Source organism: Cupriavidus sp. UME77 (assembly GCF_014170355.1).
GTDB lineage: Bacteria > Pseudomonadota > Gammaproteobacteria > Burkholderiales > Burkholderiaceae > Cupriavidus > Cupriavidus basilensis.
Window position 1 is genome coordinate 30,744 of record NZ_LZZU01000017.1, and the last position, 16,089, is coordinate 46,832.

Below are 16,089 nucleotides of genomic sequence, written 5' to 3' on the forward strand. Positions count from 1 at the left end.
GCGGCCTTCGCAACGCAAGCGGTCTCACGAGATCTCACCGGATTTCACCCGATCTCACGAGCCCGCGCCAAAAGGCCAAGCCATGACCCACACCATCCGTCTCCCGTACTTCCAGCGCGCTCCCAAGTCCTTCAAGGCACTGCTTGACCTGTCCACCATCATCCAGGATGGCTTGCTCGGCAAGCGCCTTGTCGACCTGGTATTCCTGCGTGTGTCGCAAATCAACGGTTGCGGCTTCTGCATCGACATGCACTGGCGCGACCTGATCCGCCAGGAGGTGGATCCGCGCCATCTCAACGCAGTTGCCGGCTGGCGCGAAGCGCCGTTCTTCAGCGAGCGCGAGCGCGCGGCATTGCGCTGGGCGGAGATCGTCACCGCCACACCGCACAGCGACGCGAGCGACGAGGAGTTTGCCGCTTTGCGCGCGCACTTTTCCGATGAAGAGATCGCCGAGCTTGGCTTTGCCATTGTCACGATCAACGCGTGGAACCTGCTCAACGTGAGCTTTCGCAACCCGATCCCGGAAAAGGCATGACGCGCAAAAGGACATAGCGCCAGCCTGCAGCTCGCGCGTGTCGTCCTTGCCTTCACCGCGCACGCCGTAGACGTCCTCGAGCCGTCCTCGAGCCGTCCTCCAGCAAAACGGCGAACAAAAAAAACCCCGCTACGCCGCGGGGCAACTACCACGAAGACTGATAGGAAGAGGCGGGAGGGCACCTGCCAATGCCGCATCCGCACAGCGGACTATAGGCGGCGTTTGTGACGGACTGAAGGCGCTCGCGTGAAGACGGGATGACGGCCGCGCGCGGCGCGCCCATGAAAAAACGGCGCCCCGGGGCGCCGTCTCTTCCTGGCCTGTCGCTTGGGGTTCAGACCCGTTTCAGATCTTTTCCAGCAACAGGCCCTTGAGGTACTCGCCTTCGGGGAAGGCCGCCAGCATCGGGTGATCGGTGCCGGCCGAGAGGCGCCGCAGGATGCGCGCATCGGCGCGGGCATCGGTCGCCGCGCCCGCCACGATCTTCTGGAACAGCTCCATGCTGATCGCGCCCGAGCACGAGTAGGTGAACAGCAGGCCACCTGGGCGCAGCAACTGCAGGCCGACCAGGTTGATCTCCTTGTAGGCGCGCGCGGCGCGGTCGATGTGCTGGGCCGACGGCGCGAACTTGGGCGGGTCCAGCACGATCAGGTCGAACTGGCGGCCGTCGGCGCGGAACTGGCGCAGCGACTTGAACACATCGGCGTCGAGCCAGGTCGCGCGCTCGGGGTCGAAGCCGTTGAGGGCGACGTTGCCCGCGGCGGTCTTGAGCGCCTCGCCGGAGGAGTCGATCGAGGTCACCGAGGTGGCGCCGCCGCGCAGCGCCGCCAGGGAGAAGCCGCCGGTGTAGCAGAAGCAGTTGAGCACTTCGCGGCCATTGGCCAGATCGCCCACCAGCTTGCGGTTGTCGCGCTGGTCGACATAGAAGCCGGTCTTGTGGCCGCTCTTCACGTCCACGTGGTAGCGCACGCCGTGCTCGGTCACGCTGAGCTCGGGGTCGGGCTCGGCGCCGGCCAGCACGCCGGTCACCAGCGGCAAGCCTTCGCGCTCGCGCACGGCGGCGTCGGAGCGCTCGTACACGTTCGGGCAGCCGGTTTCCTTGACCAGCGCCTGCACCAGCGCGTCCTTCCAGGCTTCGACCCCGGCCGCGTTGAACTGGCACACCAGCTGGCCGGTGGCGCCACTGCCGTAGTAGTCGACGATCAGGCCCGGCAGGCGGTCGGATTCACCGAAGATCAGGCGCACGGCGTCGCTGTCTTTCACCCACTGCTTGCGATGCGCGAGGGCGGCGGACACGCGCCGCTTGAACATGGCGTGATCGACCGGCTCGTTCTCGTCGAAGCTCCACACCCGCACGCGAATCTGCGAAGAGGGGCTGTACGCCCCGCGCGCCAGGAAGCGGCCGTCGGCGGCGCGCACGATCACGGTGCTGCCGGGCTCGCAGCGGCCTTCGACGATATCCACGCCGGTGGCATAGACCCAGGGGTGGCGGCGCAGCAAGGATTTTTCCTTGCCGGGCTTGAGGGTGATGGTGTTCATGATTTGTTCTTTTAGGCGCCAGACGAAGCCGAGCAGATAGGCCAACCCGGTCCGAAGTGCCTGATTGTTGTAACTCCCTCTCCCCTCAGGGGGAGAGGGGCGGGGAGAGGGGTGGCTTAGCTAGGAGCCACAACAAGCGGAGCCAATGTCTTTGTCCAGCACGGTAGCATTGGACACGCTCCCCTCTCCCGCCACGCAGTGCATGGCGGGAGGATTACGGCAAGCTCGCCGGCCCGCTACACCGCTTAACCGGCTACAGCACCACCTTCACCATCGGGTGCGACGTCAGCGCGCGGTACAGCTCGTCGAGCTGTTCGCGGCTGGTGACCCATACCGTGACGGTCAGGCCGAGGTAGTTGCCCTTGGCTGAAGGGCGCATTTCCATCTTGCCGGCGTGGAAGTCGGGGTCGAAGCCTTGCACCAGCGTCACGATGGCTTCGGCAAAGCCATCCTGCATGCTGCCCATCACCTTGATGGGGAAATGGCTGGGGTACTCGATCAGCGATTCGGCCGGCGGGATGTCGCCCGGCTTGCCCTGGTCGGAATTGTCGGCGCTCATTGCAATGCCCTCCTTACTTGCGCTTGAACCACAAGCGGATGGTATCCCACAGGCGGCCGAAGAAGCCTGCCTCGGGCACGTCTTCCAGCGCCACCACCGGGAACTCGGCCACCTTGGTGGCGCCGTCCATCAGCTTGACCGTGCCGACCTGCTGGCCGGCCGTGAGCGGCGCCACCAGCAGTTCCTGGCGCTCCAGCACCGGCTTGATGCGCCCGCCCGTGCCCTTGGGCACGGTGATGTAGGTCTCGTCCTTGACGCCGATCTTGACGGTGGACGCCTTGCCCTTGTAGATGTCGGGCGTGGCCAGTACCTGGCCGCGGTCGTACAGGCGCAGCGTGTCGAAGAACTGGAAGCCGTAGTTCAGGATCTTCAGGCTTTCCTGCGTGCGGACCGCTTCGGTGGTGGTGCCGATCACGATCGAGACCAAGCGGCGCGAGCCGTTAGGCACATTGGCCAGCGGACGCTTGGCCGAGGAGATCAGGCAATAGCCGGCCGACTTGGTATGGCCGGTCTTGAGGCCGTCCACGGTGGGGTCGATGTAGAGCAGGCGGTTGCGGTTGGGCTGGCGGATCTTGTTGTAGGTGAATTCCTTCTGCGAGTACATGCTGTAGTACTCGGGGAAGTCCTTGATGATCCGCGTGGTCAGCGTGGCCAGGTCCATGGCCGTGGTGTAGTGGTTCGGATCGGGGATGCCGTCGGTGTTGCTGAAGTGGGTGTTCTTCATGCCCATGCGCTGGGCCTCGCGATTCATCATCGCCACGAAGCCCTCTTCCGAGCCGCCCACGGCTTCGGCCAGCGCCAGCGCCGCGTCATTGCCCGATTGCACGATCAGGCCCAGCAGCAGGTCCTGCACGCTGACCGGCTTGTTGGCTTCCAGGAACATGCGGGATTCGTCGCTCTTGACCTTCTGCACGATCGTGGTCGGCACCACGGTCTGGTCCAGCGTGAGGCGCTTTTCCTTGAGTGCCGAGAAAGCCAGGTAGGCGGTCATCAGCTTGGTCAGCGAAGCCGGCTCGATGCGCACATCGGCGTTCTGCGAAGCCAGGGCCTGGCCGCTGGTGACGTCAAACAGCATCCAGGACTTGGCCGCCACCTGCGGCATCGGCACGCCCTGGGCGCGCACGGGAGCCGGGGCAAGCACCACGGCGGCGCCGACGATGGCTGCCGTGACCAGGGCGGATGTGTTGGCGGACGCGAAAAGCGGCGTGGCTCTATTCAACATGTTTCAGTTTCCGACAAAAAAAAGGGGCGTGGAGTGCATCCGGTGACATGGCAGGGCGGCGCGCCGCCCCCGTCACCGGTCCCACGCATTGACGACGAGCTGCTTGATCAGGTGCAGCTTGCGGTGAAAGAAGTGGTCGGCGCCGGGGATCACGATCACCGGCAGTTCCTGCGGGCGGGCCCAGTCGAACACGCTCGCCAGCGGCACGGTATCGTCCTGCTCGCCGTGGATGACGATGGTGTCGGCCGGCACATGGGCGACTTCCCAGCGGCTGGCGGCGGTGCCCACCATGGCCAGGCGCTGCGCCGGCGTGCCTGCCTCGGCCAGGCGCCTGGCGACGTGGCTGGCGACGAAGCTGCCGAACGAGAAGCCGGCCAGCGCCAGCGGCAGCGTGGCGGCATCCGGCGACCACGCGGACTGGGTGCGCATCCAGTCGATGACAGCCAGCAGGTCGTCCTGCTCGCCCACGCCGTTGTCATGGCTGCCGGCGGTGCCGCCGACGCCACGGAAGTTCGGGCGCACGGTGGCGTAGCCAAGCTGCACGAAACTGCGTGCCAGCGTCTGCGCTACCTTGTTGTCCTTGGTGCCGCCGAACAGCGGGTGCGGGTGGGCCACCAGCGCGAGCCCGCGCGGGGCGCCGGCCTGGGGCAGGTCGACTGAAACGTCGATGGCGCCGACGGGGCCGGCGACGGTAAGTACCTGGGTATGCGCGTTCATGGAAACAGGAAGCAGGGTGGCTGGCTCTGGCGCCGTGGCGCCCGGGTTTCAGTGATTCAGCGTTTCAGCTTTTCAGCCGGGGCCGGGGCCAATCAGTGATCGACCATCAGGCGTTCGACTGGCTTGCCGCCCACCAGATGGCTCTCGATGATCTCGTCGATGTCCTGCTCGTCGACGAAGGTGTACCAGACGGCCTCGGGATAGACCACCAGCACCGGCCCGAGTTCACAGCGGTTCAGGCAGCCAGCCTTGTTGATGCGCACGCGGCCTTCGCCGCCGGAGATGCCAAGCGCCTTGCAGCGCTTCTTGGCGTATTCCTGCATGGCCTGCGCGTTATGCGCGCCGCAGCAGGCGCCGCCGTCCTCGCGCTGGTTGAGGCAGAAGAAAACGTGGTGCTGGTAGTGGCTGCTCATGCGTGGTGGGCTTATCGGCGGCGGCAACGCAGGAGGCAAAGTGTGCCCGGGGCGCGCGCCGGCCGCCAGGAATAGGTGGAAGGGCTGAATTATACGGCGTCATGGGGGTCGGTTCGACGCTTTGGCGACCCGCTTCGATGCCGCACGTGCCGCGCCTGCGCCACGGGTGGCGTAGCGCGCACCCACGCCGGCCGCGTCGTCCGGATCTCCGGACGGCCGGATTCCGGAATTCCGGAAAATCGGAGTGAGGCGTCGTCCGCTTTGCCAGCTTCCTTTTGAAATCAGTCACTTGGCGACACCGGCCGGCCTGGCACGGCGGTTGCGATGCTTAAGGCAGACGCGCTCCATTTGCAGGGCGCGCGAACCTGCCGCTGTGCGGCGGCGGGCACGGTCAAATACCGAGGACGACATCATGAGGAAACCCTTTTACAAGATCCTGTACGTGCAGGTGCTGTTCGCCATCGCGGTGGGCATCGTGCTCGGGCATTTCTGGCCCGCTACGGGCGTAGCCATGAAGCCGCTGGGGGATGGCTTCATCAAGCTGATCAAGATGATCATCGGTCCGATCATCTTCTGTACCGTGGTGTCCGGCATTGCCGGCATGCGCGACATGAAGAAGGTGGGCCGGGTCGGCGGCAAGGCGCTGCTGTACTTCGAGGTGATCTCCACCTTCGCGCTGCTGATCGGCCTGCTGTCCGCGCACCTGCTCAAGCCGGGCGTGGGATTCAACATCGATCCGGCCACGCTCGACACCAAGGCGATCTCGCAGTACGTGACGCAGGCGCATGGCCAGAGCACGGTCGAGTTCTTCATGCACATCATCCCGGACACGATGGTCAGCGCGTTCGCCAATGGCGACATCTTGCAGATCCTGCTGATTTCCCTGCTCTTCGGCTCGGCGCTGGCGGCCATGGGTGACCGCTCGAAGATCGTGTTCGACTTCGTCGAGCAGGTCTCCAAGGTGTTCTTCCACATCGTGCATGTGATCACCAAGGTGGCGCCGCTTGGCGCGTTCGGCGCGATGGCCTTCACCATCGGCAAGTACGGCCTGGGCTCGCTGGTGCCGCTGCTCAAGCTGATCGGCACCTTCTACTTCACCGCGATCGTCTTCGTGGTGGTGGTGCTGGGCACGGTGGCGCGGCTGACGGGCTTCAACATCTTCCGCTTCATCGCCTACATCAAGGAAGAACTGCTGATCGTGCTGGGCACCAGCTCGTCGGAAGCCGCGCTGCCGCACCTGATGGAAAAGCTGGAAAACCTCGGCTGCTCCAAATCGGTGGTGGGGCTGGTGGTGCCCACGGGTTACTCCTTCAACCTGGATGGCACCAACATCTACATGACCATGGCGGTGCTCTTCATCGCCCAGGCCACCGGCATCGAGCTCACGCTGCTGCAGCAGCTCACCGTCCTGGGCGTGGCGATGATCACCTCCAAGGGCGCCAGCGGCGTGACCGGCTCCGGCTTCATCACGCTGGCCGCCACGCTGGCGGTGGTGCCGGATATTCCGGTGGCGGGCATGGTGCTGATCCTGGGCATCGACCGCTTCATGAGCGAATGCCGCGCGCTGACCAATATCATCGGCAATGGCGTGGCGACGGTGGTCATGTCGGCGTGGGAGCATGAACTTGACCGCGCGCAGCTTGACCGCGCGCTGCGCCGTGGCGGCGATGAAACGGCCGAACTTGCCGAAGCCGGCCCCGGCGTCCGCTGAGGTCCCGGCCTCCGGAGCGGCGGCGCCAGCCGGCGCCGCCCGCCAGCGGGTATCATCGGCGCGTGTCCCTTCGCATGCGCCGATGCCACATTCCGACGATTTCCTCGCCGTGCATGATCCCGCTTCTGCCCGCCTGGTGCATGCGCCAGGCGATGGCGGCGGAACCTGGCGGGGCTTTGCCGCCGCGCTCGCCGTCGGCCTGGTCATCCTGTGCTCGCTGACCTGGCTGGTATCGGTGCAGCGCGGCATCGACGGGCTGCAGCAAGCCACGGCCACCCGCGCCGATCGTTACGCGGCCACGCTGGAAAGCACGCTCGACCGCTACGAGTTCCTCCCCGCGCTGGTCTCGCTCCATCCCTTTGTCCATGACCTGCTGGCCGCGCCGGGCGATCCCGTGCGCGTGGCGGCGGCCAACCGCTACCTTGCCGAAGTCAACCGCCGCGCGCGGGCTTCGGCCACCTATGTCATTGCCGCCAGCGGCCTCGCGCTGGCCGCCAGCAACCATGACGAGCCGGGCAGCTTTGTCGGCACCGACTATCGCTTCCGCCCTTACTTCCAGAGCGCATCGCGCGGGGAGATCGGGCGCTTCTACGCCATCGGCATCACCAGCGACGAGCCCGGCTACTACATTGCGCAGCCCGTGAAGGTGGGGGGGCGCGTGGTGGGCGTGACCGTGGTCAAGCTCAACCTGGAGTGGTTCCAGCGCGCCGGCGCCGGCGGCGCCGAGCCGGTGATGGTGAGCGACGAGCATGGCGTGATCTTCCTTTCCTCGGTGCCGGCCTGGCAGTACCGCACCTTGCAGCCGCTGCCAAGCGAGTTGCAGACCGAGCTGGACCGCACGCGCCAGTACCATGACCAGGAGGTCAGGCCGCTGCCGCTGGAGGCGCTGCAATCCCCCGTTACGCAATGGCTCGGCCGGACCGTGCTGGGTGAGGGCGCGCGGCTGGTGCGCATCGGTACCGGCAGCAACGCCGAGCGCTACCTCGAGATCAGCCGCAAGGTGGGCCCGGCCGACTGGACCATGCAGGTGATGGCGGCGCTGGACCCGGTGCTGGCCAGCGCGCGCAATGCCACCGTCGGGGCGGCGCTAGCCTATGCTTGCATGTGCCTGCTGCTGTTCAACTGGCGCCAGCGCCGGCAGCGCGCGCGCGATATCGAATATGGCCGGCGCCTGCTCGAAGCCGCCTACGACGAGCTGGAGCGCCGGGTGGAGGCGCGCACCGCCGACCTGATGGCCATCAACGAGCAGCTGGAAGCCGAGGTGGCGGAGCGCACCCGCGCCGAGAGCGAGCTGCGCGCGGCACAGGATGAACTGGTGCAGGCCAGCAAGCTGGCGGCGCTGGGCCAGATGGCAGCCGGCATCACACATGAGCTGAACCAGCCGCTGGCGGCCCTGCGCACGTTTTCCGACAACACCCGCGTGCTGCTCGAGCGCGGGCAGCTCGATGCGGCTGCCGGCAACCTCGTTGCCATCGCCGACCTCACCACGCGCATGGGCAAGATCACCGGGCAGCTTAAGCTGTTCGCCGGCAAGGCGCGCCAGCGACGGCACGCGGTGCATGTGCGCGCCGCGCTGGACCACGTGCTGGCGCTGATGGCTCCGCGCCTGGCCCGTGTCGCGCTGAAGGTGGAGGGCTTGTCCCAGCTGCCCGGGCCCGCGGTGTGGGCCGATGAGCTCAAGCTCGAGCAGGTGCTGCTCAACCTGATCGGCAACGCCCTCGATGCACTGGCTACCGCGGTGCCGCACGCGCCTTGCGTGGAAGTGGCGGTGAGCGAGCATGGCGGCACGGTCAGCATCGCGGTGCGCGACAATGGCACCGGCATCGCGGCCGACGCCTTGCCACGACTGTTCGAACCCTTCTTCACCACCAAGGAGATCGGCCAGGGACTCGGCCTGGGACTGGCCATTTCGTCGTCCATCGTGCGCGAGTTCGGCGGGCAGCTGAGCGCGGCCGACCGGCCCGGCGGCGGCGCGGAATTCGTGGTGATGCTGCGGCGCGCGCCCGCGCCTGAAGGCGCCGCGCCCCGCGACGCCGCCACTTCCATCTCTCCCACCCATACTGAGTGAGCATTGCCATGCAAGACGGATTGCGTGTCCTGTTCGTCGAAGACGAACCCCTGGTACGCCAGGCCACCGCGCAGAGCCTGGAGCTGGCTGGCTTCTGCGTGCTGGCGCTGCCCTCGGCCGAGGCCGCCATGCCGCACCTGTCGCCGGAGTTTCCCGGCGTGCTGGTGACGGACGTGCGCCTCACCGGCGCCAGCGGGCTGGACCTGCTGCAGCATTGCCGCAATGCGGCGCCGGGCGTGCCGGTGATCCTGGTCACCGGCCACGGCGATATCACCATGGCGGTACAGGCCATGCGCGAAGGCGCCTACGACTTTATCGAGAAGCCCTTTGGCGCCGACCGCCTGACCGAAACCGTGCGCCGTGCGCTGGAGCGGCGCGCGCTGGAGCTGGAGAACCGCGCGTTGCGGCGCGAGCTGGCCGGCCCGGCCGCGGGCACGCGCATCATCGGGCGCTCGCCGGCCATCGAGCAGGTGCGCACGCTGGTGGCCAACGTGGCCGCCACGGATGTCCCCGTGATGATCAACGGCGAGACCGGCACCGGCAAGGAGCTGGTGGCGCGCAGCCTGCATGCTTTGTCGCCGCGCCACCAGGCGCCCTTCGTCGCGCTGAACTGCGGCGCGGTGCCCGAGGCCATCTTCGAGAGCGAGATGTTCGGCCACGAGGCTGGCGCGTTTACCGGCGCCGGCAAGCGCCGCGTGGGCAAGCTCGAGCACGCCTCGGGCGGCACGCTGTTCCTCGACGAGATCGAGAGCATGCCGCTGGCGCTGCAGGTCAAGCTGCTGCGCGTGCTGCAGGAGGGCACGCTGGAGCGGCTCGGCTCCAATGCCTCCATCGCCATCGACGTGCGCATCGTAGCCGCGGCCAAGGGCGACATGGAGGCGCTGGTGGCGCAAGGCACGTTCCGCGAGGATTTGTACTACCGGCTCAACGTGGTCACCATCCCGTTGCCCCCGCTGCGCGAGCGGCGCGAGGACATCGTTGCGCTGTTCGAGCATTTCATGCTGGTGGCGGCGGTGCGCTACCAGCGCCCCGTGCCCATCCTCTCCGAGCTGCAGCGCCAGGCGCTGATGCAGCGCGCGTGGCCCGGCAACGTGCGCGAGCTGCGCAATGCTGCCGACCGCCTGGTGCTGGGCGTGCCCGAGGGCGGCACGCGCGCCGACGCGCTTGACGACTCCACGCCGCTCAAGGAGCGCATGGAGCACTACGAGCGTGCCGTCATCGCCGATACGCTGGCGCGCACCGGCGGCGCGGTCAGCCAGGCGGCGGATCTGCTGCAGGTGGGCAAGGCCACGCTGTACGACAAGATCAAGCGCTACGGGCTGTAGCGCTTGCGGCGCCTCCAGTGTTTCCGGCATTTCCCGGTGAGCCGGCCGCTGCGCGCTTCGTGTCAACATCTCTTGATACACTCGCGGGCCCGAACAGCTCACCCGGAACACGCAATGAACGAGGTATCCAGCCAGCACGCATCCAGCCGCCTGGGCGGCACGGCCGTCGAGGTCGATGGCCAGCAACTCACCGCCGCCGCGCTGGCGCAGGTGGCGCAAGGCCGTCGCTCGGCCAGCCTGGACCAGGCTGCGCGTGCTCATGTGGCGGATGCGCGTGCGCGTTTCGAGGAACTTGCCTCGTCCAATATTCCCATCTACGGCGTGTCTACCGGCTTTGGCGAGCTGGTGCATAACTGGGTGGATATCGAGCATGCCGGCGCCCTGCAGGAAAACCTGTTGCGCAGCCACTGCGCCGGCGTGGGCCCGCTGTTCGGGCGCGAAGAGGTGCGCGCCATGATGGTTGCGCGCGCCAATGCGCTGGCGCGGGGCTATTCGGCGGTACGCCCGCTGGTGATCGAGCAATTGCTGCGTTATGTCGAGGCGGGCATCACGCCCGCCGTGCCGCAGGTGGGCTCGCTCGGCGCCAGCGGCGACCTCGCGCCGCTGTCGCATATCGCCATCACGCTGATCGGCGAAGGCAAGGTGCTGCTGGCCGACGGCACCACCGCGCCCACCGCGCAGGTATTGCGCGAGCATGGCATCGAGCCGATCAAGCTGTCCCACAAGGAAGGGCTGGCCCTGATCAACGGCACCTCGGCCATGACCGGCATGGCGTGCCTGCTGCTGGAAACCATGCGCGCCCAGGTGACGCAGGCCGAGATCATCGCGGCGCTGGCGCTGGAAGGGCTCAACGCCTCGGCCGACGCCTTCATGACCCACGGCCACGACATTGCCAAGCCGCATCCGGGCCAGGTGCAATCGGCGGCCAACCTGCGCGCGCTGCTGGCGGGTTCCACGCGCCTTTCCGGGCATGGCCAGCTGGCGGGGGAAATGAAGACCCGCGCCGGCGACGAGAAGAACACCGGCACCGGCGTGTTTATCCAAAAGGCCTACACGCTGCGCTGCATTCCGCAGGTGCTGGGCGCGGTGCGCGACACGCTGGGCCATTGCGCCACCGTGGTTGAGCGCGAGCTGAATTCGTCCAACGACAATCCGCTGTTCTTCGACGACGGCGAGCTGTTCCACGGCGGCAATTTCCACGGCCAGCAAGTCGCGTTCGCCATGGACTTCCTGGCCATCGCGGCCACGCAGCTTGGCGTGGTGTCGGAGCGCCGCCTCAACCGCCTGCTCAGCCCGCACCTGAATAACGGCTTGCCGGCTTTCCTGGCAGCGGCCAACGAGGGCCTGAGCTGCGGGTTTGCCGGCGCGCAGTATCCGGCCACCGCGCTGATCGCCGAGAACCGCACCATCTGCAGCCCGGCCAGCATCCAGAGCGTGCCGTCCAACGGCGACAACCAGGACGTGGTGAGCATGGGCCTGATCGGCGCGCGCAATGCACGCCGCATCATCGACAACAACCAGTACATCCTCGCCGTGGAACTGCTCGCAGCCTGCCAGGCCGCCGAGCTGGCCGGCGCGGTGCAAAGCCTGTCGCCGGCGGGCCGCGCGGTCTTCGCCTTTGTGCGCGAACGCGTGCCGTTCCTGGCAATGGATCGCTACATGACCGACGACATCGAAGCCATTGCCGCGCAACTGCGCGCCGCCGCGCTGGTGGAGGTGGTGCGCGCGGCTGGCGCGGCGGTCAACTGACGCGCGCCTTGGCCGCGCAGCCTCATTTCCACATATCGCGCATGCGCCCGGCCAGGTCCAGCCTGGGCAGCGGCGCCTTGGCCGGCGCGTCCGCCACCGGCGGGGGCGGCGGCCAGGACCGGCTGTGGAACAGCGGCATCACGCGGTTAGGCAGAAAGCGCGTGCGCGAGGCGTAGACATGGCGGTCGCCATAGGCGGTCTGCTGGTGCACATAGAACCGCTGCGGCACCACGATGTCGAGGTGGTCGCGGGCGCGGGTCATGGCTACGTATAGCAGCCGGCGCTCTTCCTCGATTTCCTCGGTGGTGCCGGTGGCCAGGTCCGAAGGCATGCAGCCGTCGACGGCATTGAGCACATAGACGGCTTTCCATTCCTGGCCCTTGGCCGAGTGGATGGTGGATAGGATCAGGTAATCCTCGTCGCGCAGCGGCACGCCGGATTCGTCGCTCGATGCGTCCGGCGGGTCGAGCGTGAGTTCCGTCAGGAAGCGCTCGCGCGACGCGTAGGTGGCGGCGATACGCTCCAGTTGCTGCAGGTCGGCGGCGCGTGCGGGCGCGTCGTCGTGCAGGCGCTCAAGGTGTGGCTGGTACCACGCCACCACTTGCTCGAAGGCGGATGGCCACGGCGCGGCCGGGGCCATCAGGCTGCGCGCCAGCGCCAGCAGGTCGGGCCAGGCCTCGGCGGCGGCCGGCGGCGCCTCAAAGGACTCCAGGGCAAATAGCGGCTCGGTGGCGATCTCCACCGCATCGAGAGCGCGAGCGGCAGTCTTGGGCCCAACGCCAGGCAATAGCTGCAGGCTGCGGAAGCCCGCCATGCGGTCGCGCGGATTTTCCAGCCAGCGCACCACCGCCAGCACATCCTTCACGTGCGTGGATTCCAGGAACTTCAAGCCGCCGAACTTCACGAACGGGATGTTGCGCCGGACCAGCTCGATCTCCAGCTGCGCGCTGTGGTCGGCGGCGCGGAACAGCACCGCCTGCGACAGCAGCGCCAGTCCGGCCTCGCGCCGCGAGAGGATCTGCTCGACCACATAGCGGGCCTGGTCCGCCTCGTCGTTGACCACCACGATCTCCGGCTTCTCGGCCGAGCCGCGCTCCGACCACAGGTCCTTGGTATAGCGCTCGGCCGCCAGCCCGATCACCGCGTTGGCGGCGGCCAGGATGGGCTGGGTGGAGCGGTAGTTCTGCGACAACGTGACCATGTCCGCGGCCGGCGAGAACTGCGCGGGGAAATCGAGGATATTGCGCACCGTGGCGCCACGGAAGGCGTAGATCGACTGGGCATCGTCGCCCACCACCGTCAGGCCGCGCCCGTCGGGCTTGAGCGCGAGCAGGATGGCAGCCTGCAGTGCATTGGTGTCCTGGTATTCGTCCACCAGCACGTGGTCGAAGCGCGCGCCCATGTCCTGCGCCAGCGCGGGCTCGGCCAGTGCCTGCGCCCAGTAGAGCAGCAGGTCGTCGTAGTCGAGCACCTGCTGCTTCTGCTTGGCTTGCACATAGCCGGCAAATAGTCCGCGCAGCGCATCCTTCCACATGGCATAGCGCGGGAACCATTGCTTGAGCACGTCTTCGAGCGGCGCCTGGGTGTTGACCACGCGCGAGTAGATCGACAGGCAGGTTTCCTTGCGCGGGAACCGCGAAGCCTGGGCCGACAGGCCCAGGTCGTGCCGCACCACGTTCATCAGGTCGGCGGCGTCGCCGCGATCGCAGATGGTGAAGCTGGGCGACAGGCCAAGCGTTTCCGCGTACTCGCGAAGCAGGCGCGCGCCGATGGCGTGGAAGGTGCCGGACCATGTGAGTGCCGCGCGCCCCGCCCCGGAGGCTTGCATGCCCAGCGCCTGGTCGACGATGCGCTCGACCCGCCGCCCCATCTCCGACGCCGCGCGGCGCGAGAACGTCAACAACAGGATGCGGCGCGGGTCTGCGCCGCCCAGCACCAGATGGGCAACGCGGTGCGCCAGCGTGTTGGTCTTGCCCGAGCCGGCTCCGGCGATGATCAGCAGCGGCGCGGCGGGCTCGTGCGTCACGGCCGCGCGCTGTTCCGGGTTCAGGGTGGACAGGTAAGCCGGTGTATCGGGGGCGGCGGCATCCACGGTGTCGGGCGGCTTGACGGCGGGTGCGTCGCAAAGCACGGCGCTGGAATCGGGATCGAGTAACACGGAGCGGGGGCCTTAGGGGATGCCGGGCGCAAGTGCGCTGGCCAGCATGGGCGGGGAAAGCTGCTGGCAACTGTATATCCATACAGCCGGGCTGCGCAAGCCGGGCGTGGCCCGACGGCACCTGGCAATAAAAAAAGGTGCCATGGAAGGCACCTTTCCGGGCGGAGGCGGCGGGCCAGGCAGTGGCTCAGGCCGCCTTGGCGAGCGCGCCGTCGAGCAGCTTGTGCAACGCGTCCCACTCGGGCTCGCCCACATAGCGCTTGAGGATATGGCCATCCTTGTCGATCACGAAGGTGGTCGGGGTCAGCTGCACTTCGCCGAATGCCTTGGCGGCCGCGCCGTCGGAATCCATCGCCACCTTGAACGGCAGCTTGCGCGTTTGCGCATAGTTCATCACGTACATGGGCGGGTCATAGCTCATTGCCACGGCGACAAACTCCAGGCCCTTGTCCTTGAACTTGTCATAGGTGCGGACCATGTCCGGCATTTCCTTGACGCAGGTGACGCAGCTGGTGGCCCAGAAGTTGACCAGGTAGACCTTGCCCTTGAGATCGGCGGTGCTGATTTTTTCGCCGGACAGCAGCGTGAACGTGGCGGGCGGCGCCGCATTGGCAGGGGCGATGGCGCGATAGCCGAACCAGCCCAGCACGGCAACCAGCAGCACGGCGGCGATCACAGGCCACAGCTTGCGCGAGGCGGTGCTTGCCGGGGTGGGTGCGGTGGGGGAAGCGGAGGTCGTCATGATGCTCGCCGACAGGTCAGACAAGCCACTATTCTACTGCTGCTGCCGTGGCGCTGCCGGCTGCATGCACCGAGCCGCCGCGGATGCGACGATTGGCCGCAGCCGCGTGCGCCATCGTGCGCCTCAATGCGCCTTGCTTGCCAAGGCCGAGCGGGCCTGGTCCAGCGCCTGTTCAAGGTAGGCGCCATAGAAATCGGGCTGCATGCCGCGCAGCGGCGTGGCCAGGGAGCGGCCGCGCGCGTCGAGGAAGAGCACCGTGGGCGCTACCGCCACATTGCGGCTGCGGGCCCATTCCCGCGCGGTGGTCATGCTGCCATCGGCGTTGCGCAGCGGCGTGTCGGCGGTCATGTCGAGCTCGCGCGCCTCGATTTCTCCCGCCGCGGCTTGCGGGCCGAGATAGTTGCGGCGCACCGTTTCGCAGTACACGCAGCCGGGCAGTGTCACCAGCACCACCAGGGGCTCGCCCCGGCTGGCCGCAGCAGAGGCCTGGGCGGCGAGATCGTTGACGGGGGGCAGGTGGGCCGTGGCGGCCAGGGCGCTCGTGCTCGCCGCGACCAGCATGGCACCCAGCATCGCCGTGCCGGTACGGCGTGCGGTGCCAAAGACACCACGGGTGGATGACTGCATTGGCTGGATCGATGGCTGGGTTTGCATTGGCGGGCAATGTGGATGAGCGCTGGCACGCGGGTTCTACGATAATAGCGGCTTATTTCCGCATTCGCCGCCCTGATGCCCCACGCCTGGTTTCCACGGTTTTTCCGCTTGCCGCAGTCCCTGCTTGCCAAAGCCATCGTCCTGGGCGCGCTCGGCGCCGGGCTGATTGCCTGTTCGCCCCGCTATGACTGGCGCACCATCCAGTCCAACGAAGGCGCCTACGCGGCGCTCTATCCCGGCAAGCCATCCGGCGCCGCGCGCGAGGTGGCGATTGCCGGGCGCAAGCTGCCCATGACGATGGACGCAGCCCGGGTCGACGAGACCTTGTTCGCCGTGGGCGTGGTGACCTTGCCCGCCGATGACGCAGAGTTGCGGCAGGCGGCGCTGGATTCCATGCAAAAGGGCTTGCTCGGCAACCTCGGGCCGCATCCCGCCGAAGCGGTCAAGACCCGCAAGGTGACGGTGATGTCGGCCGCATCGCCGGCCGTGGCGCTGGAGGGCGTGGAGGTGCAGGTGGCCGCGGTATCGCCGCAGGACCAGTCGCCACGCAGGCTGACGGCGCGGCTGGTGGCGTCGGGCGTGCACGTCTACCAGGCGGTCGTGCTGGAGGCGGGAGAGGCCGCGCGCGACCAGCGCCAGGCGGAACAGATAGACCAGTTCCTGACGGGCTTCCATCCGTTCTGACCTGGGCGCTCCA

The 16,089-nt window shown here is 67.5% G+C and carries 14 protein-coding genes; 6 read left to right on the forward strand and 8 right to left on the reverse strand.

Translation table 11 applies throughout. The annotated features are described in order from the left end of the window. Positions 1-82: 82 nt before the first annotated feature. Positions 83-535 carry a carboxymuconolactone decarboxylase family protein gene (locus tag A9975_RS07120; RefSeq protein WP_183032020.1) on the forward strand — a complete coding sequence of 151 codons (453 nt, stop codon included), beginning with the start codon at positions 83-85 and terminating at the stop codon, positions 533-535. A 345-nt stretch (positions 536-880) separates the two neighbouring features. Here the strand turns inward: A9975_RS07120 and A9975_RS07125 are convergent, their stop codons facing one another. The 5 genes from A9975_RS07125 to A9975_RS07145 form a co-directional block, all read right to left on the reverse strand. Beyond that, the gene (locus tag A9975_RS07125; RefSeq protein ID WP_183032021.1) at positions 881-2,074 is read right to left on the reverse strand and encodes a class I SAM-dependent rRNA methyltransferase; all 1,194 of its coding nucleotides are present in this window, start codon (positions 2,072-2,074) and stop codon (positions 881-883) included. A 253-nt stretch (positions 2,075-2,327) separates the two neighbouring features. Further along, complete coding sequence (locus A9975_RS07130; RefSeq protein WP_183032022.1) at positions 2,328-2,633, reverse strand: YbeD family protein; 306 nt, start codon at positions 2,631-2,633, stop codon at positions 2,328-2,330. 13 nt (positions 2,634-2,646) lie between these two features. Then, positions 2,647-3,855 carry a D-alanyl-D-alanine carboxypeptidase family protein gene (locus A9975_RS07135; protein ID WP_150989621.1) on the reverse strand — a complete coding sequence of 403 codons (1,209 nt, stop codon included), beginning with the start codon at positions 3,853-3,855 and terminating at the stop codon, positions 2,647-2,649. 72 nt (positions 3,856-3,927) lie between these two features. Continuing rightward, positions 3,928-4,572 carry an alpha/beta hydrolase gene (locus A9975_RS07140; RefSeq protein ID WP_183032023.1) on the reverse strand — a complete coding sequence of 215 codons (645 nt, stop codon included), beginning with the start codon at positions 4,570-4,572 and terminating at the stop codon, positions 3,928-3,930. Between the two features lie 92 nt (positions 4,573-4,664). Beyond that, positions 4,665-4,985 (reverse strand): ferredoxin, encoded by a 321-nt coding sequence (locus A9975_RS07145; RefSeq protein WP_043343288.1) that lies wholly within the window; start codon positions 4,983-4,985, stop codon positions 4,665-4,667. 409 nt (positions 4,986-5,394) lie between these two features. Between A9975_RS07145 and A9975_RS07150 the strand changes: the two genes are divergently transcribed. The 4 genes from A9975_RS07150 (at position 5,395) to cmdF (ending at position 11,838) form a co-directional block, all read left to right on the forward strand. Beyond that, complete coding sequence (locus A9975_RS07150) at positions 5,395-6,696, forward strand: dicarboxylate/amino acid:cation symporter (protein ID WP_309405397.1); 1,302 nt, start codon at positions 5,395-5,397, stop codon at positions 6,694-6,696. Positions 6,697-6,778: 82 nt separating this feature from the next. Then, entirely contained in the window at positions 6,779-8,764 is a 1,986-nt protein-coding gene (locus A9975_RS07155) for a sensor histidine kinase (protein ID WP_183032025.1), read from the forward strand. 8 nt (positions 8,765-8,772) lie between these two features. Then, positions 8,773-10,089, forward strand: coding sequence for a sigma-54 dependent transcriptional regulator (locus A9975_RS07160; RefSeq protein WP_183032026.1), 1,317 nt, complete (start codon positions 8,773-8,775; stop codon positions 10,087-10,089). 114 nt (positions 10,090-10,203) lie between these two features. Continuing rightward, on the forward strand, positions 10,204-11,838 hold the full coding sequence (gene cmdF, locus A9975_RS07165) for a tyrosine 2,3-aminomutase (protein ID WP_183032027.1): 1,635 nt from the start codon (positions 10,204-10,206) through the stop codon (positions 11,836-11,838). 22 nt (positions 11,839-11,860) lie between these two features. Here the strand turns inward: cmdF and A9975_RS07170 are convergent, their stop codons facing one another. From A9975_RS07170 to A9975_RS07180, 3 genes are all read right to left on the reverse strand, one after another. Next, on the reverse strand, positions 11,861-13,930 hold the full coding sequence (locus A9975_RS07170) for an ATP-dependent helicase (RefSeq protein ID WP_183032056.1): 2,070 nt from the start codon (positions 13,928-13,930) through the stop codon (positions 11,861-11,863). Positions 13,931-14,183: 253 nt separating this feature from the next. Next, positions 14,184-14,738, reverse strand: coding sequence for a TlpA disulfide reductase family protein (locus tag A9975_RS07175; RefSeq protein WP_183032028.1), 555 nt, complete (start codon positions 14,736-14,738; stop codon positions 14,184-14,186). A 123-nt stretch (positions 14,739-14,861) separates the two neighbouring features. Continuing rightward, the gene (locus A9975_RS07180) at positions 14,862-15,311 is read right to left on the reverse strand and encodes a thioredoxin family protein (protein ID WP_255503103.1); all 450 of its coding nucleotides are present in this window, start codon (positions 15,309-15,311) and stop codon (positions 14,862-14,864) included. 156 nt (positions 15,312-15,467) lie between these two features. On the opposite strand from A9975_RS07180, the gene A9975_RS07185 reads away from it, so the two are divergent. Then, positions 15,468-16,076: a hypothetical protein gene (locus A9975_RS07185; protein ID WP_183032030.1), complete on the forward strand. Its 609-nt coding sequence runs from the start codon at positions 15,468-15,470 to the stop codon at positions 16,074-16,076. Positions 16,077-16,089: the final 13 nt, after the last annotated feature.